Origin of the sequence: Pseudomonas syringae CC1557, assembly GCF_000452705.1 — a bacterium.
Classification (GTDB): domain Bacteria; phylum Pseudomonadota; class Gammaproteobacteria; order Pseudomonadales; family Pseudomonadaceae; genus Aquipseudomonas; species Aquipseudomonas syringae_F.
Window position 1 is genome coordinate 1,396,588 of sequence record NZ_CP007014.1, and the last position, 17,605, is coordinate 1,414,192.

At 59.4% G+C, this 17,605-nt stretch carries 16 protein-coding genes; 7 read left to right on the plus strand and 9 right to left on the minus strand.

Translation table 11 applies throughout. From position 1 onward, the window contains the following. Positions 1-19: 19 nt before the first annotated feature. The 3 genes from N018_RS06550 to N018_RS06560 all read left to right on the plus strand — a co-directional run bounded on the left by N018_RS06550 (position 20) and on the right by N018_RS06560 (position 3,076). Positions 20-874, plus strand: a complete 855-nt coding sequence (locus tag N018_RS06550; RefSeq protein ID WP_024646336.1) for a glycine betaine ABC transporter substrate-binding protein — start codon at positions 20-22, stop codon at positions 872-874. 235 nt (positions 875-1,109) lie between these two features. Then, complete coding sequence (locus N018_RS06555; RefSeq protein WP_002552552.1) at positions 1,110-1,421, plus strand: DUF485 domain-containing protein; 312 nt, start codon at positions 1,110-1,112, stop codon at positions 1,419-1,421. Next, the gene (locus N018_RS06560) at positions 1,418-3,076 is read left to right on the plus strand and encodes a cation acetate symporter (protein WP_024646335.1); all 1,659 of its coding nucleotides are present in this window, start codon (positions 1,418-1,420) and stop codon (positions 3,074-3,076) included. The genes N018_RS06555 and N018_RS06560 overlap by 4 nt, the downstream gene beginning before the upstream one ends. Before the next feature lie 106 nt (positions 3,077-3,182). On the opposite strand, the gene N018_RS06565 is transcribed toward N018_RS06560, so the two are convergent. Next, complete coding sequence (locus N018_RS06565) at positions 3,183-3,341, minus strand: DUF3309 family protein (RefSeq protein ID WP_002552554.1); 159 nt, start codon at positions 3,339-3,341, stop codon at positions 3,183-3,185. Between the two features lie 321 nt (positions 3,342-3,662). On the opposite strand from N018_RS06565, the gene N018_RS06570 reads away from it, so the two are divergent. The 4 genes from N018_RS06570 (at position 3,663) to csrA (ending at position 5,771) form a co-directional block, all read left to right on the plus strand. Beyond that, complete coding sequence (locus tag N018_RS06570) at positions 3,663-4,040, plus strand: DUF2784 domain-containing protein (RefSeq protein ID WP_025389147.1); 378 nt, start codon at positions 3,663-3,665, stop codon at positions 4,038-4,040. A 104-nt stretch (positions 4,041-4,144) separates the two neighbouring features. After that, a complete protein-coding gene (locus tag N018_RS06575) occupies positions 4,145-4,960 on the plus strand; it encodes an SDR family oxidoreductase (protein WP_024646333.1) in 816 nt (271 codons plus the stop codon). A gap of 113 nt (positions 4,961-5,073) precedes the next feature. Further along, positions 5,074-5,406, plus strand: coding sequence for a YnfA family protein (locus N018_RS06580; RefSeq protein ID WP_024672266.1), 333 nt, complete (start codon positions 5,074-5,076; stop codon positions 5,404-5,406). A gap of 170 nt (positions 5,407-5,576) precedes the next feature. Beyond that, on the plus strand, positions 5,577-5,771 hold the full coding sequence (gene csrA, locus N018_RS06585; RefSeq protein ID WP_025389148.1) for a carbon storage regulator CsrA: 195 nt from the start codon (positions 5,577-5,579) through the stop codon (positions 5,769-5,771). Between the two features lie 27 nt (positions 5,772-5,798). On the opposite strand, the gene N018_RS06590 is transcribed toward csrA, so the two are convergent. From N018_RS06590 to mnmC, 8 genes are all read right to left on the minus strand, one after another. Further along, positions 5,799-6,026, minus strand: a complete 228-nt coding sequence (locus tag N018_RS06590) for a YheU family protein (RefSeq protein ID WP_003314533.1) — start codon at positions 6,024-6,026, stop codon at positions 5,799-5,801. 72 nt (positions 6,027-6,098) lie between these two features. Next, complete coding sequence (locus tag N018_RS06595) at positions 6,099-7,295, minus strand: osmoprotectant NAGGN system M42 family peptidase (protein WP_024646331.1); 1,197 nt, start codon at positions 7,293-7,295, stop codon at positions 6,099-6,101. Between the two features lie 84 nt (positions 7,296-7,379). Next, positions 7,380-9,128 carry an N-acetylglutaminylglutamine synthetase gene (gene ngg / locus N018_RS06600; RefSeq protein ID WP_025389149.1) on the minus strand — a complete coding sequence of 583 codons (1,749 nt, stop codon included), beginning with the start codon at positions 9,126-9,128 and terminating at the stop codon, positions 7,380-7,382. A gap of 3 nt (positions 9,129-9,131) precedes the next feature. Further along, on the minus strand, positions 9,132-10,904 hold the full coding sequence (locus N018_RS06605) for an N-acetylglutaminylglutamine amidotransferase (RefSeq protein WP_025389150.1): 1,773 nt from the start codon (positions 10,902-10,904) through the stop codon (positions 9,132-9,134). A gap of 196 nt (positions 10,905-11,100) precedes the next feature. Next, complete coding sequence (locus tag N018_RS06610) at positions 11,101-12,183, minus strand: lipocalin-like domain-containing protein (RefSeq protein ID WP_025389151.1); 1,083 nt, start codon at positions 12,181-12,183, stop codon at positions 11,101-11,103. Next, on the minus strand, positions 12,173-14,653 hold the full coding sequence (locus N018_RS06615; protein ID WP_025389152.1) for an FtsX-like permease family protein: 2,481 nt from the start codon (positions 14,651-14,653) through the stop codon (positions 12,173-12,175). The genes N018_RS06610 and N018_RS06615 overlap by 11 nt, the downstream gene beginning before the upstream one ends. Before the next feature lies 1 nt (position 14,654). After that, positions 14,655-15,323, minus strand: a complete 669-nt coding sequence (locus N018_RS06620; protein ID WP_025389153.1) for an ABC transporter ATP-binding protein — start codon at positions 15,321-15,323, stop codon at positions 14,655-14,657. A gap of 271 nt (positions 15,324-15,594) precedes the next feature. After that, a complete protein-coding gene (gene mnmC / locus N018_RS06625; protein ID WP_025389154.1) occupies positions 15,595-17,577 on the minus strand; it encodes a bifunctional tRNA (5-methylaminomethyl-2-thiouridine)(34)-methyltransferase MnmD/FAD-dependent 5-carboxymethylaminomethyl-2-thiouridine(34) oxidoreductase MnmC in 1,983 nt (660 codons plus the stop codon). Positions 17,578-17,605: the final 28 nt, after the last annotated feature.

The following is a 17,605-nucleotide window of genomic DNA, read 5'->3' on the forward strand; positions in this document are numbered from 1 at the left end:
GACTTCCGGGGAAGTGACGATGATGATGCGAAAACTACTGGGGGCGGGTGCCGCTCTGGTACTTGCTGTCAGCTCCACGCTGGCGATTGCCGAAACCAAGAGCCTGACCATTGGTTATGTAGAAGGCTGGTCCGACAGTGTCGCCACTACCTACGTGGCTTCCGAAGTGATCAAGCAAAAGCTCGGCTATGAGGTCAAGTTGCAGTCTATTGCGGCCGGGATCATGTGGCAGGCGGTTGCAACCGACAAGCTGGACCTGATGCTGTCCGCCTGGCTTCCGGGTACTCATGGCGAGTACTACGCCAAGTACAAGGATCAGGTCGTCAATTACGGCCCCAACTTCAAGGACGCCAAGATTGGCCTGATCGTGCCTGAATACGTGAAAGCCAAAAGCATTGAAGACCTCAAGACCGATGATTCCTTCAACAAGAAGATCACCGGGATCGATGCCGGTTCGGGCGTGATGCTCAAGACCGATCAGGCCATCAAGGATTACGCGCTGGACGGCTACAAACTGCAGGCCAGTTCCGGCGCGGGCATGATTGCCGAGCTTACCCGTGCCGAGAAGGCCAAGAAAGCCATTGTGGTTACCGGTTGGGTGCCGCACTGGATGTTCGCCAAGTGGAAGCTGCGCTTTCTGGACGATCCCAAAGGCGTCTATGGCGCTGCGGAAACCGTCGACAACATTGGCAGCCTGAGCCTGGAGAAAAAAGCGCCGGACGTCGTGGCTTTCCTGAAAAAATTCCAGTGGGCTTCCAAGGATGAGATCGGAGAAGTGATGCTGGCTATTCAGGACGGCGCAAAGCCTGAAGCGGCAGCCAAGGATTGGGTGGCCAAACACCCGGACCGTGTCGCTGCGTGGACTGCTAAATAGTTTCAAAGCGCTCTGCAATGACCTTCTCAAGGCCATCTGGTGTTATCGCCAGATGGCCTTTTGCTTTTCTGACCACACGTATTTTCTACGCGACCGACTGCCGGTCGGACGACATCGTGTGATTACCGCAATCTACGGCTAATGTCGTTCTAATACTAAGGTCGTCTGGAGTGCGCGCCGGACCCGACTAAAGTGCGTTACGTGACATCTCATCTGTGCTGCGAGGACAAAAACAATGAACGACAGCATTTACCTCTCGATTCAAAACAGCCCCCGTTTCAAGGAGCTGGTATCCAAAAGAGAGCGTTTCGCCTGGATTCTTTCGGCGATCATGCTTGGGCTGTATGCAGCCTTTATTCTTTTGATTGCTTATGGCCCCCATATTCTGGGTGCCAAACTAAGTCCCACGTCGACCATTACCTGGGGAATGCCGATAGGCGTAGGGCTGATCCTTTCAGCGTTCGTGCTAACCGCTATCTATGTTCGTCGCGCAAACGGCGAATTCGATGACTTGAACAACGCGATCCTGAAGGAGGCTCAGCAATGATCCGGCGCCTATCCGCAACACTTGGCCTGGCCGCATTCGCTCCGACCCTCTGGGCGGCAGACGCGTTGACTGGCGCAGTACAGAAACAACCGCTCAACGTTGCTGCGATCATCATGTTCGTCATATTCGTTGCCTTTACACTGTGCATTACTTACTGGGCTTCGAAAAAGAACAAGACGGCATCTGACTACTACTCGGCGGGCGGCAAGATCACCGGCTTTCAGAATGGTCTGGCGATTGCTGGTGATTACATGTCGGCGGCATCCTTTCTGGGTATTTCCGCACTGGTCTACACCTCTGGCTACGACGGCCTGATCTACTCGATCGGCTTCCTGGTCGGTTGGCCGATCATTCTGTTCCTCATCGCCGAACGTCTGCGCAACCTGGGTAAATACACCTTCGCCGACGTGGCGTCGTACCGCCTCAAGCAAAAAGAGATTCGCACCCTGTCTGCCTGCGGTTCGCTGGTGGTGGTGGCGTTTTACCTGATTGCGCAGATGGTCGGTGCCGGCAAACTGATCCAGTTGCTGTTTGGTCTGGACTACACCGTTGCGGTGGTGCTGGTCGGTATCCTGATGTGCCTCTATGTGTTGTTCGGCGGCATGCTGGCCACCACCTGGGTGCAGATCATCAAGGCGGTCATGCTGCTGTCCGGTGCATCGTTCATGGCGCTGATGGTCATGAAGCACGTCAACTTCGACTTCAACACTCTGTTCTCCGAGGCGATCAAGGTTCACCCTAAAGGTGAAGCGATCATGAGCCCCGGCGGTCTGGTGAAAGATCCGATCTCTGCGTTCTCGCTGGGCCTGGCGCTGATGTTCGGTACGGCCGGTCTGCCACACATCCTCATGCGCTTCTTCACTGTGAGCGATGCCAAGGAAGCCCGTAAATCAGTGTTGTATGCCACTGGCTTCATCGGCTACTTCTACATCCTGACCTTCATCATCGGTTTTGGCGCGATCCTGCTGGTGAGCACCAACCCGGCGTTCAAGGACGCAGCAGGTGCCTTGCTGGGCGGTAACAACATGGCGGCGATTCACCTCGCCGACGCAGTGGGTGGCAGCCTGTTCCTGGGCTTCATTTCGGCAGTGGCCTTCGCCACCATCCTTGCGGTGGTTGCCGGTCTGACCCTGGCCGGTGCTTCGGCGGTCTCGCATGACCTTTACGCCAGCGTGATCAAGGAAGGCAAGGCCAATGAGAAGGACGAGATCCGCATCTCGAAAATGACCACCATCGCGCTGGCAGTCGTGGCGATCCTGTTAGGCATCGCTTTTGAAAGTCAGAACATCGCGTTCATGGTAGGTCTGGCGTTCTCGGTTGCGGCCAGCTGTAACTTCCCGATCCTGCTGCTTTCCATGTACTGGAAAAACCTGACCACCCGTGGCGCCATGATTGGCGGCTGGATGGGCTTGATCAGCGCTGTGGTGCTGATGGTGCTGGGTCCGACCATCTGGGTGCAGATACTGCATCACGAGAAAGCCATCTTCCCTTACGAATACCCGGCGCTGTTCTCGATCGCCATCGCATTCGTGGGTATCTGGTTCTTCTCCATCACCGACAAGTCGAAAGCGGCCGAGGGCGAGCGCGCCTTGTTCTACCCGCAGTTCGTCCGGTCGCAAACAGGGCTGGGTGCCAGCGGTGCGGTTTCGCACTAAACATCGCAGGTAATGAAAGAAGCAGCCTTCGGGCTGCTTTTTCATGGGCCATAAAAAAGCCCCGCCTGTGAAAGCGGGGCTCTAGTCTGCTGCCTGAGGTAGCCGGTTATATCTTGCCGAGCAACACCAGAATCAGCAGGATCACCAGGATCGTACCGATGATGCCCGACGGACCGTAGCCCCAGCTGCGCGAGTGCGGGAATACTGGCAGACCGCCGACCAGCAGCAGAATCAGAACGATGATAAGAATAGTGCCGATGCCCATAGTGAGTTCCCTCTTTTAATTACAGTTGGATAGCAAGTGCCGATAAATTTTCGCACCGGAAGGTGGTGTGTTTATCTGCTTGAATCATCCGACTGCCACCGTTCAGGAAAGGTTCGGCCTATTTTCAATAATTCCTTACAAATTTTAAAAACCATTAAAATCATGGGCTTGATGAGGTTTTGTCCGACAATAAAACGATTTTATTGGCAAGTAATGGGTTAAATAGTCTTAAAAACAATTGAACTTAAAGGCGTTTAACATTTCGTTTGCAAGCGCGTGTGACGTAATTTCCTGATGACGGGTCCGGCTGGGGGCATGCAGATGTTTTATCGAGTAGCGGCGGATGCGGTAGTGGCGTTCCATTTGCTGTTTATTGTGTTCGTACTCGTCGGCGGTCTGTGGGTACTGAGACGGCCCTGGCTGGCCTTGCTGCACGTTCCCGCGATCATCTGGGGCGCCGTAGTCGAGTTTCTGCATCTGTATTGTCCGCTGACCCCGCTGGAAAACGCATTGCGCAGCAAGGCTGGCGAGCAGGGCTATGAAGGCGGCTTCGTCGAGCACTATCTGATTCCTCTGATTTATCCCGCAGGGCTGACGCCAGGCATACAGCTCTGGCTGGGCGGCGTCGTTCTGTTGATCAATGCGCTGGTATACGGCGTGTTGTTGGTGCGCTGTGTGGCTTGGGTCAGGCGGTCATGAGTCTGCAGGTTTGTTCCAGGCATTCAGCACCTTGATGGTGGAGTTATCAGGTCTCTACTGTGATTACACTCAGCCGACTCCTGCACTTCACAAGGCATTCGGCTATGCAAAACCGCATCATGATTACTGGCGCCGGCTCAGGTCTGGGTCGTGAAATTGCCTTGCGCTGGGCTCGCGAAGGGTGGCGGCTGGCGTTGTCGGACGTTAACGATGTGGGTCTGCAGGAAACCATAAGGCTGGTACGTGAGGCGGGCGGTGATGGCTTCGTTCTGCGTTGCGACGTGCGCGATTACAGCCAGCTCACCGCCTTTGCGCAGGCGTGCGACGAGCGCTTCGGCGGTATCGACGTGATCGTCAATAATGCGGGTGTGGCGTCGGGCGGTTTCTTCAACGAGTTGTCACTGGAAGACTGGGACTGGCAGATCGCGATCAACCTGATGGGTGTGGTCAAAGGCTGCAAGGCGTTCCTGCCGATGCTGCTGGCCAGCAAGGGCAAGATCGTCAACATCGCTTCGATGGCCGCGTTGATGCAGGCACCGGCGATGAGCAACTACAACGTCGCCAAGGCCGGGGTAGTGGCGCTTTCCGAGAGCCTGCTGGTTGAATTGAGTGATCAGGATGTGAGCGTGCATGTGGTCTGCCCGTCATTCTTTCAGACCAACCTGCTGGACTCATTCCGCGGTCCGACCCCGGCGATGAAAGCGCAGATCGGCAGACTGCTGGAGAAATCGCCGATCAGCGCCGCAGACATTGCCGACTACATTTTCAGACAGGTTGCCCAGGGCGAGTTCATGATCCTGCCTCACGAAGAAGGCCGGATGGCGTGGGAAATGAAGCGTAAACAGCCACAGGCAATGTACGAGGAAATGACCGTCATGTGCGCCAAGATGCGCGCGAAGGCCCAGAAAGGGCATTCTTGACGCCCGGCATAGGCAACGTAGTCGGGATTATCGTTCCGAACGCTCCAGCGTGTGAACACGCGGTTTTCTGGTAGGGTTGCGCGCATCTTTCAGCTCTATCGCGAGAACCTTTTATGCTCAATTACCTGTGGTTCTTTCTCGCCGCCCTGTTCGAGATATTCGGCTGCTATGCCTTCTGGCTGTGGCTGCGCCAAGGCAAGAGCGCCTTGTGGGTGATCCCGGCGTTGATCAGTCTTACAGTCTTCGCACTGTTACTGACACGAGTCGAAGCGGCGTATGCCGGGCGTGCCTATGCGGCGTATGGCGGGATTTACATCGTGGCGTCGATTGCCTGGCTGGGGCTGGTCGAACGAGTCAGGCCGCTGGGCAGCGACTGGCTGGGCCTGGCTTTCTGCGTCATTGGCGCGACCATTATTCTGCTGGGTCCACGCTGGTCAGCACCTTGAAATCTCAACGGCGAACAAGGCTTTTCCTACAGATTTGGCTTGAAAGTAAGATGTTGCCTTCAGTGGTTTCCGATGCCCTTGAAGGACATTACTGATTTGCCACCACCACGTTGAAGCCCCCGAACGTGCAGTGCACCCTGCCTTCTTTTACGCAAGGCGAGGGTAGGACGATGCTGGTACTGACAAGGGAAATTGGCGAGACATTTTCGATCGGTGACGACATCACCGTGCAGATTCTAGGAATAAACGGCAATCAGGTCAGACTCGGAATCAATGCGCCCAAAGACATCAAGGTTCACCGTGCCGAGGTCTACAAGCGAATTGCCAGGATGCTGTCACAGCAGGCGCCAACCCCTCCCCAATAAACAGCACCGATGACGTTCAGTCAGTGCTTATTCAAAGAATTCTTTAGGCACATCGTGCTTGAGCATCAACTGGCATTGCTGACTCTCCAGGTCGAAAAAGATGACTGCCTGACCCTTGGTCAGCGCATGCCGCACGCGTAGCACCCGGGTTTGCAGCGGCGTTTCGTCGCCGTTGTCAGTGCCCTCGCGGGTGACAAAGTCCTCGATCAGGCGGGTAAGGGTGTCGGGTTCCAGTTGATCGTAGGGGATAAGCATGGCGGTTCTCTTGTCGATGAGCGGCGATGATAGAACTGCGGTGCCAGGCACCGCAATTCAATTCACCGGACCTCAACTCTCTTCGCGATTCTGCCCGATCAGACTGTCGACCGGCGGCACGCGGGTATCAGATTCCATCTGCGCGTCATGCTCGAGCTGATGGCTGAACCGCTCCAGTGATGACTGCGCCGGTTTGGCATCGCTGGCGAACACCGGCGGGCTGAGGATGTACGCGCCAAGCAACTTGCTGAGCGCCGCCAGGCTGTCGATGTGGGTGCGCTCGTAGCCATGAGTCGCGTCGCAACCAAATGCCAGCAGGGCGGTACGAATATCGTGCCCCGACGTCACCGCAGAATGCGCATCACTGTAGTAGTAGCGAAACAGATCGCGCCGCACCGGCAGTTCGTTCTCCACGCCCAGACGCAGCAGATGACGGGACAGGTGATAGTCGTAAGGACCTCCGGAATCCTGCATGGCCACGCTGACCGCGTGCTCGCTGGAGTGCTGGCCCGGTGCGACTGGCGCGATATCGATACCGACGAATTCGCTGACGTCCCAAGGCAGCACGCCCGCTGCACCCGTACCGGTTTCTTCGGTGATGGTGAACAGCGGGTGGCAGTCGATCAACGGCTCGGCACCACTTTCGACAATCGACTTGAGCGCCGCCAGCAGTGCCGCTACGCCAGCTTTGTCGTCCAGGTGGCGAGCACTGATGTGACCGCTTTCAGTGAATTCCGGCAGTGGATCGAATGCGACGAAGTCACCAATACCGATGCCCAGCGATTCACAGTCGGCGCGCGTGGTGCAATAAGCGTCCAGGCGCAGTTCGATATGGTCCCAACTGATCGGCATTTCATCCACGGCGGTATTGAATGCATGACCAGAAGCCATCAGCGGCAGGACGCTACCACGGATCACGCCGGTGTCCGTGAACACGCTAACCCGGCTGCCTTCGGCAAACCGGCTGGACCAGCAGCCGACTGCGGCAAGTGCCAGTCGGCCATTTTCCTTGACTTCGCGAACGCTGGCGCCAATGGTGTCCAGGTGCGCCGAAACAGCGCGGTCTGGGCTGTTCTGTTTGCCCTTGAGCGTGGCGCGAATCGTGCCGCGGCGGGTCAGTTCGAACGGAATGCCCAGTTCTTCCAGACGCTCAGCCACGTAGCGCACGATGGTGTCAGTGAAGCCCGTGGGGCTCGGGATCGCGAGCATTTCCAACAGAACTTTCTGCAGGTACTTCAGATCCGGATCGGGAATGTTTGCAGGGGTCATGAATGCTCCTTATGGAGCAGTTGCAAGCCACAGGCTGCAAGGGTTGGGTACTCCCCGCTTGCAGCCTGATACTCGCAGCTGCGATCAGATATGCACAGGCAGGCTGTGCGGAAACAGCAGATCGACGAAGCGTTCGGCAGTGGGTTGCGGTTCGTGGTTGGCCAGCCCGACACGCTCATTGGCTTCGATGAACACATACTCTGGCTGATCGGCGGCAGGCACCATCAGGTCCAGGCCGACCACCGGAATGTCCAGCGCTCGCGCCGCACGTACGGCCGCATCGCGAAGCACCGGGTGCAGAATGGCCGTGACATCTTCCAGGCAACCACCGGTGTGCAGATTGGCCGCGCGTCTTACCGCCAGGCGCTGATCCATCGGCAGGATGTCGGCGTAGTCATAACCCGCCTCACGCACGGTGCGCTCGGTTTCCTGGTCCATAGGGATGCGGCTTTCGCCATCGGTTGCCGCAGCACGACGACGACTTTGCGCTTCGATCAATTGCTTGATGGTGTGACGGCCATCGCCAATGATTTCCGCCGGGCGACGTATCGCTGCGGCCACCACCTGAAAGCCGATCACGACAATGCGCAGATCCAGGCCTTCGTGGAAGCTTTCCAGAATCACCCGGCTGTCGAACTGACGAGCCTGTTCGATAGCACTCTGCACGTCTTCAATTGTGCGCAGATCCACGGCAACACCCTGGCCTTGCTCGCCGTCCAGCGGCTTGACCACGACTTGCCGATGTTCTTCCAGAAACGCGAGATTGTCTGCCTCGTCGCCTGCCCGTTGTTGCGCAGGCAGACGCAGCCCGGCTGCTTTCAGCGCACGATGGGTCAGGCTTTTGTCCTGACACAGCGTCATGCTGACTGCGCTGGTCAGGTCGCTCAACGATTCCCGGCAGCGAATACGACGGCCGCCGTAGCTGAGGGTAAACAGCCCGGCATCGGCATCGTCGACTTGCACGTCGATACCGCGACGATGGGCTTCTTCAACGATGATCCGCGCATACGGATTGAAATCCGCCTGCGGACCAGGACCGAGGAACAGTGATTCGTTGATACCGTTCTTGCGCTTGATGGCGAAGGTCGGCAGGTTGCGAAAATTCAGCTTGGCGTACAGCGCCTTGGCCTGTTCGTTGTCATGCAGCACCGACAGATCAAGGTAGCTCAGACCGCGACTCATGAAATGCTCGATCAGATGGCGAACCAGCACTTCACCGACGCCCGGACGCGTACATTGCGGATCAACCGCCAGGCACCACAAGCTGCTGCCTTTTTCCGGGTCGTTGAACGCTTTTTGATGGTTCAGGCCCATGACGCTGCCGATGATCGTATTGCTGCCTTCGTCCTCGGCCACCCAATACACCGGGCCACCCTGATGACGTGGTGTCAGCAGGGTAGGGTCGATAGGCAGCATGCCGCGCGCCACGTACAGGTTGTTGATCGCCTGCCAGTCGGTTGCGTTATGGGCACGGCGAATGCGATAGCCACGGAACACGCGCTGGGCAGGGCGATAGTCACTGAACCACAGGCGCAGCGTGTCTGACGGGTCGAGAAACAACTGTTGCGGCGATTGCGCCAGCACTTGCTGTGGCGCTGCCACGTACAAGGCGATGTCGCGCTCACCGGGTTTCTCGTTCAGCAGGTCCTGTGCCAGCGCTGCCGGATCAGGGTAAGTGTGACCGATCAGCAAGCGCCCCCAGCCACAATGCAGCGCCAAGGGCTCTGCATCGATCTGGCTGCCGTCTTCAGCGAGGCGCGCTTGCAAACGTTCATACGAGGGCGACTGTCCGCGCAACAGGCGTTGGCTATAAGTCGTCGCGTTCTGTTTCATCAATCACAGTCCTTGTTCGCTGAGCCACAGGTTCAGCGCTGCCAGCTGCCACAACTTGGAGCCACGTAGTGGCGTGAGCTGGCCCTCGGGGTTGGTCAGCAGTTTGTCGACCATGGCCGGATTGAACAGACCACGGTCCTGACTCGGATCGGTCAGCAGCTCGCGTACCCAGTTAAGGGTATCGCCCTGCAAATGTTTGAGGCCAGGCACCGGAAAGTAGCCTTTCTTGCGGTCGATCACTTCCGAAGGAATGACCAGGCGCGCAGCTTCTTTCAATACCTGCTTGCCACCATCGGGCAGCTTGAACTTGCCGGGAATGCGGGCAGACAGCTCGACCAGACGATAATCGAGAAACGGTGTGCGCGCTTCCAGACCCCAGGCCATGGTCATGTTGTCGACACGTTTGACCGGGTCATCGACCAGCATCACCGTGCTGTCCAGGCGCAAGGCCTTGTCGACCGCCGCACTGGCACCCGGCTGAGCGAAATGATCGCGAACGAAGTCACCGGCTGCATCGTTGGCCGTGCGCCATTTTGGCTGAACAGTGTCAGCGTATTCGGCATAACTGCGGTCCACGAATGCATCGCGGTAGGCCGCAACCGGGTCGCTGGCACCATCGACCTGCGGATACCAGTGGTAGCCGGCAAACAGCTCGTCAGCGCCCTGGCCGCTCTGCACAACCTTGCAATGCTTGGCCACTTCACGCGACAACAGATAAAAGGCAATGCAGTCGTGGCTGACCATCGGTTCGCTCATGGCGCGGAACGCCGCAGGCAACTGCTCGATGATCTCGCTTTCCTGAATACGCAACTGATGGTGACGCGTGCCGTAATGCTTGGCGATCAGGTCCGAATACTGGAATTCGTCGCCACGTTCGCCGCCCGCATCCTGAAAACCGATGGAGAACGTCGACAGGTCTTCGACGCCGACTTCACGCAACAGACCCACCAGCATGCTGGAGTCGACACCACCGGATAGCAGCACGCCGACATCCACTGCCGCCCGCTGACGAATGGCAACCGCTTCGCGCGTGCTGTCCAGTACCCGGTCGCGCCAGTCTTCGAGGGTCAGGTTCTTTTCGTCTTCATGCGGCCCATAAGGCAGCGTCCACCAGACTTTCTGCTCGACCTTGCCATTGGCGTCAATGCGCATCCAGCTCGCTGGCGGCAGCTTCTCTACACCGGCCAGCAGCGTGCGCGGTGCAGGCACCACGGCGTGGAAGTTGAGGTAATGGTTGAGCGCCACCGGATCAAGCATCCCGCTGATATCACCACCCTTGAGCAGGGCAGGCAGCGAGGACGCGAAGCGCAGGCGCTTGTCGGTTTTCGACAGGTACAACGGCTTTACACCGAGGCGGTCACGGGCAATGAACAGCTGCTTGCTATCGCGCTCCCAAATGGCAAACGCGAACATGCCGTTGAGCTTGGGCAGCATGTCTGCGCCCCACGCGTGGTAGCCCTTGAGCAGCACTTCGGTGTCGCCACCTGAGTGGAACTGATAGCCAAGGCTTTCCAACTCGGCACGCAATTCCGGGAAGTTATAGATCGCACCGTTGAAGGCCAGAGACAGGCCAAGGTTGCTGTCGATCATCGGCTGCGCCGACCCATCCGACAGGTCCATGATTTTCAGACGGCGATGACCAAGGGCAATCGGCCCCTGGCTATGAAAACCCCACGCATCCGGGCCGCGAGGCGCCAGCTCATGGGTAATGCGTTCAACCGCGGCGAGGTCCGCTGGTTGATGGTCGAAACGAAGTTCACCTGCTAATCCGCACATAAGTCCTTACCGGGTTTCCGTTGGGGAGGTGACTGAGAAAGTGCAGTCACCCAGAAACTGACCCAGTGAGGGCAGGGTAGTTTTAGATCAAAAAGTTATAAGCAGCGGGTGGCGCCTTTTGAGGTGGCGCCTTTTAGCGACATTGAGGACTTGGATATTGGAAAAACTTGGTCGGGCGTAACGGCGGTCGAAATGATCAATACCCGGTCATCTCCAGATACCCAACTCCCTCTTGGCTACCACTGAACTTCACCGGGCCTTCCCAGTAAGGAATGCTGGTGCCCATCCAAGCCTTGGGGTTTAGTGCTTCGGTGGTGATATCCAGGTTTCTGCCGGGAATTTTGATTGCCCAACGGGTCGGCACCTGATGCTCGCCGATTGAAGTCTCCTTGAGGGGTTCGAGGCTGACTTCGTTGGCGTGAAGCATTTTCGTGGTGCCATCGGCACTGATCCAGTTGCCGGTCAGGTAAGGCTCGCCGCTCTTGTGGCGGATGCGATAAAGCATCAGGCGGTCGCCGTCTGCCAGTTGCAGGGAGAACCAGTCCCAGCCGCTCTGATTGGCGGTCAATGGCTGACTGCTCCATTCCCGGTCCAGCCAGGCGTCGCCGGTGACCTGATGGGTTTTGCCCTCGATTTCCATACTGCCTTTGGCCTTGAAGAATGGCTGGCTGTAATAGTAGGAGGCCTGACCTGCCTCGGATTTCTGGCTGTAGCCTTGATCACCCTGCAGCACCAGCGGTTTGCTGGAAGTGAGGTGCAGTTCGTAGCGGAAATCCTTGCCGCTGGCTTTCAGCTGTATCGTGGTCAGCGGGTCGCCGGTCTGGGCGTTGCTGGTGAATGCCCAGTCGTCGATCCAGGCCGAGAAGGGCGCCTGCGTCACGTTGGCCTGCCCGATTCCGCCGCGTGCGTAGCGCTCTGCCACGTAATGGCCGCTGCTTGAGGTCGCCGCCGCATGGCCCAGCCAGATCGTGCCCTCATTCCAGCCGCTGCCAGGCTGTTTGCCAGGGCGCAGGGCGCTGCGGAACAAGGTCCACTGCACACCGAATGGCTGGCCTGCGTCATCTTTCAAGGTGGCGGTGATGTACCACCATTCGATGCGAAAGCCAGGGTGCTGGCCATGGTCTTCGGGGAATGAAAAGACCTTGCCCGGCGTGACCTGTGTGTAAGCATCGGCGGTATTGCCCAGCCCCGCGAAACCGCTTTCAGGTTGCGATTTTTCATCGCAGCCAGCGAGCAGCAACGCGACGGCCAGCGGCATCAGCCACTTCTTAATGTTCATTGGCGAAGGTCCTCAGTAAATCCGCTGGGCGACTGCGGTACAGCTTCAGCAGCGGCCAGGCCGAGGCCAGTAAAGTTGCCAGTATTGCCAGCGCCATCAGTTGCAGCAATTGCAGCGGGAAGACCTGCAACGGCAGGCGCCAGCCAAAGGCCCTGACGTTGATCACCGCGTCCAGGCACCACGCCAGCATCAAGCCCAGCGGCAGCGCGAGTACCAGCGTCAATACCGCCAGCAGCCAGGTCTGCCCCAGATTGAGCAGCATCAGTTGCCGCCGCGTCACACCCAATGCCCACAACGGAGCGAGCTGCCCGAGACGGCTTTGACTCTGAGTCAGCAGGCTGATGAACAACGCCACGCCAGCCACGCCCAGTGTCAGGCTGTTGAGGGCGGCGGTGGCGGCGAAGGTGCGTTCGAAGACCTGGCTCGACCAGCGCTTGAGCTGGCTCTGATCGATGATGTGGTTATCGTCCAGCGTGAAGCGGTCTTGCAGGTGGGTCACCAAGGGCGTGACTGCCGCCTGATCCATCCTCAGGTTGAAACGGACCGGCGTCAATTGCGGCCAGTGGGCGAGCAGGTGGTTCGAGTTGACCAGCAAATGGCCTTTGGGATTGCCATAGTCGGCGTAAATCCCGACGATACGCACCGTCCACTTGCCGCTGGGCACCGCGATGTCCAGCGTATCGTCCAGCCCCAGATCAAGGCGACGCGCCAACTGTTCGCTGAGCATCACCGTGTCTTCATCGCGCAACAGATTCCACGGATCGCCTGACACGGATTCGAGTAACTCCCAGTGCTGGCGATAGGTGCTGTGATCGATCACGCCAAACAGGTCGGCAGGCCAGCCCTGGATTTGCACCGGCACCTGCCAGTTGGGCAACACGGCGCGGACATCCGCTTGCTGGCTCAGCCAGGTTTGCAGCGGCTCGGCCTGCGTCGGGTCTTGCGGGCTGACATACAACTCGGCAGTCAGGCGTTGTTCCAGCCAGCTGTTGAAGGTCCCCCTGAAGCCCGATGTCATGCTGCCAGCGCCGATATTCGCCGCCATCGCCAGCAGCAGAGCCATCAGCGCCAGGCTCAAGGCGGGCAACTGTTGGCGGCAGTCAGCGACAAACCACTGCCCAAGTACCGAGCGGCTGCGCTTCAGCAGGCCGCCGAGCATTGCATCCAGCAATACGGGAAGGCCCAGCGCAGCGCTGAGCAACAGAGCAGACATCATCACAAAACCCAGCATCAGCGTGTTGCCGAACAGCAAGGCCGCAAGGGCGACCAGCGCACCGCTGGCGGCCACCCAGGCTTGCCGTCGCAGCCAGCGCGCATGAGCTTGCTGCCACGCTTGCGCATCGGCCAGCGCCAGCAATGGCAAGCGTGCCGCACGCAGCAGGCTGTTGGCACCGGCGAGCAACGCGCCAAGCAGACTCAAGCCGATGCCGCTCAGCCACCACCACAGGCTCAGGTTCAACTGGCCGGCGACCTCGGCCCCATACAGGCCCCGCAGGCTGGCCGCGACATCCGGCAGCAGCAGACTGGCCAGCAGGTAGCCGCTGACCACGCCGAACATACCGCCCAGCAGGGCCAGCGCGCCCAGCTCGACGCCAAGCGTGGTAATCAGCACGCGGGCACTGACCCCGCAGGCGCGCAGGTTGCGCAGCAGGCCGCGGCGTTGCTCCAGTGCCAGACCAATGGCCGCATGGACGATGAACAGACCGACAATGAATGACAGCACCCCGAGTGCATTCAGATTCAGGTGAAAGCTTTCGGTCAGGCGCTCAAGGTTGTTCTCTTCGCCGCTTTTCTTGATGACCAGCAGGTTGTTCATTGCGGGGGGCAGCACTGGGCTCTGCTGCGCAAAATCCTTGCTCAGCAGCATTCGGGACAACTGCCCAGGCTGGCCGAGCAGCGGTTGCGCGAAGCCTATGTCGGTCAGCAGCACGCCGGGTGCCATGTCGGCTTTGACGCGCAGCGGTGGCAAGGCCATACCGTTTTCGGTGAGCGGCTGCTGACCTTCCTTCAGCCCCAGTGTTTGCAGCGTTTGCGGCGCAATCCAGGTCATGCCCGGCGGCGTAAGGAAGTCGACGATCTGATCCTGGTCCAGGGTTTGTCCGGCCAGTGCCGAGCCCGTCGGCAACGTCACCGGCTCGATGCCCATCAGTTGCACGCGCTGATCTTCCAGCCCTTTGAGCACGATGCGCCCTTGCAGCATGGGCGAGACGGGCCAGCCGTTGCGGCGCAGCGCGATGAACAGGTCCTGAGAGAACAGCCCGCCGCTGGTGGCCGAAATGCTGGTCTGCGGTTCGCCGCCGATCAACTGGCTGGCCCGCTGATAACTCTCGCGCGCCTGACTGTTAAGCGCCTGTACGCCGGTCAATAATGCGGTGGCCAGCCATAAGCCGGTCAACACGCTGAAAAACTGCACCGGATGGCGTCGCCAGTGGCTCAGCAGGGCGCGTAGGGTCCAGTAGAAAACCCGCATTTCAGCGTTCGCCTTCGGTTGCCAGGCGCCCATGATGCAGCACCACCCGGCGCGCCAGGCGTTCAGCAACCCGAGGGCTGTGGGTGACCATCAACAGGCTGGTAGTGCTGTCGCCGAGCAGGTCCAGCAACAGCTGCAACACTTCGTCGCTGGTGGCTTCGTCGAGGTTGCCAGTGGGTTCGTCGGCCAGCAACAGACCGGGGCGTGATGCAAGGGCGCGGCCGATGGCGACACGCTGTTGCTGGCCGCCGGACAGTTGCTCGGGGTAGCGATCCAGCAGATCGCCGAGGCCCAGTCGCTCGATCAATTGCGCCTGCCAGGCCGCGTCATAACGCCCGGCCAATCGCGCCTGAAACGCCAGATTGTCGGCGATCTTCAGGCTGCCGATCAGGTTGAACTGCTGAAACACCAGGCCGATTTCGGTACGCCGCCAATTCGCCAGCTGGCTCTCGTTCATGAGGTCCAGACGCTGGCCCGCTACGTCTATTGTGCCGCCATCGACCTGATCCAGCCCGGCGGCCAGATGCAGCAACGTACTTTTGCCACTGCCCGATTCCCCCATCAGCGCCAGGCTCTCCCCCTGCGCCAATTGCAGATCCACTCCGCGCAACACGGCCAGAGGGCCTTGTGCCGTGGTGTAGCTCTTGAATACGTTTCGCACTTGCAACATGAGTGGCCCAACTGTCCTGACTGAGTCTCAAGAGTAGCGCCTGAGCGCGAGCGCGTCGCGGCTGGATGGTGATTGTTGTCGCGCAGAGCCTGGCAACGGGAATCAAAAGCCTTGGCTATCGTGCGACGCTCTGCGTCGCCATGCCGTTCAGGACGCTCTGCGTCCTCTTGCGACGCAGAGCGTCGAGAACTGCATTCCTACGCTGGAGCGCAGGGAATGATCTCAACCATCGTGCGACGCTCTGCGTCGATTTGACCCGAGAACCATAAGGCTACTTCCCGCCGCCGCGGATCAGACTGCGCAATGCAAACCGGTTGGGATGACACGCCTCGGCCACGCTGCGTGGCAACGGCAACGGTTCGTTGTCCAGCCAGGCGACGATCAACTCTGCGGACAGCGGGGCGGTTATCAGGCCGCGTGAGCCATGGCCGCTGTTGACGTACAGACCCTCCAGCCATGGGCAGTCGGTGTCCGGCACCTGTCGCGCATCCTTGCCCAGTGCTGCATAGGCCTGCACAAATGCATCGCGGTCGGCCAGCGGACCGACGATAGGCAGGTAATCCGGGCTGGTGCAGCGAAATGCGGCGCGACCTTGCAACTGCTCGGGCGGCAAGTCGACGGCTTCAAGGCGTGCAGTGAGGTCTGCCGATATCTCCCGCAACAGCCCCAGGTTGTCCAGGTGATCCGCCAGGTTCGGCGTCAGATCCGTGCTGTTGAAGTCGAAACTGGCGCCCAGCGTGTGTTCGCCCTGCCGCGCCGGTGCCACGTAACCCTCGGCACACACCACGCTACGCAACGCCGTACTGGCCTGAGTCTTCGGCAGGCGGGTGATCTGCCCACGAATGCGTTTGAGCGGCAACTCGGCGCTCTGCGAAAACTGTTTGATATCAGCCGCCCCGGTCAGCACCACGACCGGAGCACTGTCGATCAGTTGCTCGCCACCCCAAACCTGCCATTGATCATCGACACGCCTCAGCTCCAGCGCCTGGCAATGAGTGATCAGGCGGATATTCGGGTGCGCGATCTGTGCATGACACAACGCAGGCGGATGAACCCAGCCGCCTTCAGGGTAAAACAGCCCGCCACTCTTAAGCGCAATGCCGCTCTGCGCTTCGGCCTGGGGCTGGTCCAGCAGGTGCAGCAAGGTGTCCGGGAAGGCTTCGGCCAATTGCTTCTGACGCAGCGCTTCCTTGTCGTCGAAGGTCAATTGCAGCACGCCGCAAGCGTCCCAGTCGACGCCACGCTGCAAGCGTTCAAGCAGCCTGCGCGTGTGGCCAAAACCACTGAGGATCAGCTGTGACAGCGCGGTGCCATGCGCCGACAGTTTCAGGTACAGCACGCCTTGCGGATTGCCCGACGCTTCCTGCGCTGGTGCCGCATGGCGCTCCAGCAGGCTGACGTGCCAGCCACGTTGCGCAAGGCTTTCTGCGGTGGCACACCCGGCCAGCCCGGCACCGATCACCAGCGCCTTGCGCTCACCTGTTTGCGGGGCCGGGCGGGCGAACCAGGGTTTGGCAACGGGCGCCGCTGTCACGCCTTCTGGCCAGGCGATGAAAGCACCGCGCAGCACCTCCCACTTGTGGCCAATACCCGGCACCCGCTTCATCTTGAAGCCGGCCGCGTTCAGCGAGCGACGCACCCAACCAGTGCTGGTGAATGTGCCAATGGTGGTGGCCGATGTAGACAGTCGTGCCAGTTCGGCAAACAGCTCCGGGGTCCACATTTCCGGGTTTTTCGCCGGCGCGAAGCCGTCGAGAAACCACGCATCAATCGGCCCGTCCAGTTGCGGCAACATCTGCAAGGCATCGCCAACCAGCAGCGTCAGCGTGACCCGGCCGCCGTCAAACACCAGACGCTGAAAGCCTTCATGCACCGCAACGTACTGTTTGAGCAATTGCTGCGCGAATGTCGACAGTTCCGGCCATAAGGCAAGGGCACGTTGCAGATCAGTGCGGCTCAGCGGGTATTTTTCGACGCTGACGAAATGCAGACGGGCACCCGCAGGCGCGCACGCTTCGAACAACTGCCAGGCACACAGAAAATTCAGCCCGGTGCCGAAACCTGTCTCGCCAATGATCAGCCGCCCGCCAGCCGGCAATTCGGTGAAACGCCGGTGCAAATCGTTTTGCACCAGAAACACGTGGCGTGTCTCGTCCAGACCAGACTCGGTGGAAAAGTACACGTCGGAAAAATCACGGGAACGCGGATTGCCGTGTTCGTCCCAGTCGATCTGGGCGTGGCGGGTAATGGTCATGTCGGGCTCAGCGGAGGCAGTGGCAGCA

Coding starts and splice junctions, on each gene's coding strand:
- N018_RS06550 (WP_024646336.1), top strand. CDS start 20: ATGATGATGCGAAAACTACTGGGGGCGGGTGCCGCTCTGGTACTTGCT.
- N018_RS06555 (WP_002552552.1), top strand. CDS start 1,110: ATGAACGACAGCATTTACCTCTCGATTCAAAACAGCCCCCGTTTCAAG.
- N018_RS06560 (WP_024646335.1), top strand. CDS start 1,418: ATGATCCGGCGCCTATCCGCAACACTTGGCCTGGCCGCATTCGCTCCG.
- N018_RS06565 (WP_002552554.1), bottom strand. CDS start 3,341: ATGGGCATCGGCACTATTCTTATCATCGTTCTGATTCTGCTGCTGGTC.
- N018_RS06570 (WP_025389147.1), top strand. CDS start 3,663: ATGTTTTATCGAGTAGCGGCGGATGCGGTAGTGGCGTTCCATTTGCTG.
- N018_RS06575 (WP_024646333.1), top strand. CDS start 4,145: ATGCAAAACCGCATCATGATTACTGGCGCCGGCTCAGGTCTGGGTCGT.
- N018_RS06580 (WP_024672266.1), top strand. CDS start 5,074: ATGCTCAATTACCTGTGGTTCTTTCTCGCCGCCCTGTTCGAGATATTC.
- csrA (WP_025389148.1), top strand. CDS start 5,577: ATGCTGGTACTGACAAGGGAAATTGGCGAGACATTTTCGATCGGTGAC.
- N018_RS06590 (WP_003314533.1), bottom strand. CDS start 6,026: ATGCTTATCCCCTACGATCAACTGGAACCCGACACCCTTACCCGCCTG.
- N018_RS06595 (WP_024646331.1), bottom strand. CDS start 7,295: ATGACCCCTGCAAACATTCCCGATCCGGATCTGAAGTACCTGCAGAAA.
- ngg (WP_025389149.1), bottom strand. CDS start 9,128: ATGAAACAGAACGCGACGACTTATAGCCAACGCCTGTTGCGCGGACAG.
- N018_RS06605 (WP_025389150.1), bottom strand. CDS start 10,904: ATGTGCGGATTAGCAGGTGAACTTCGTTTCGACCATCAACCAGCGGAC.
- N018_RS06610 (WP_025389151.1), bottom strand. CDS start 12,183: ATGAACATTAAGAAGTGGCTGATGCCGCTGGCCGTCGCGTTGCTGCTC.
- N018_RS06615 (WP_025389152.1), bottom strand. CDS start 14,653: ATGCGGGTTTTCTACTGGACCCTACGCGCCCTGCTGAGCCACTGGCGA.
- N018_RS06620 (WP_025389153.1), bottom strand. CDS start 15,323: ATGTTGCAAGTGCGAAACGTATTCAAGAGCTACACCACGGCACAAGGC.
- mnmC (WP_025389154.1), bottom strand. CDS start 17,577: ATGACCATTACCCGCCACGCCCAGATCGACTGGGACGAACACGGCAAT.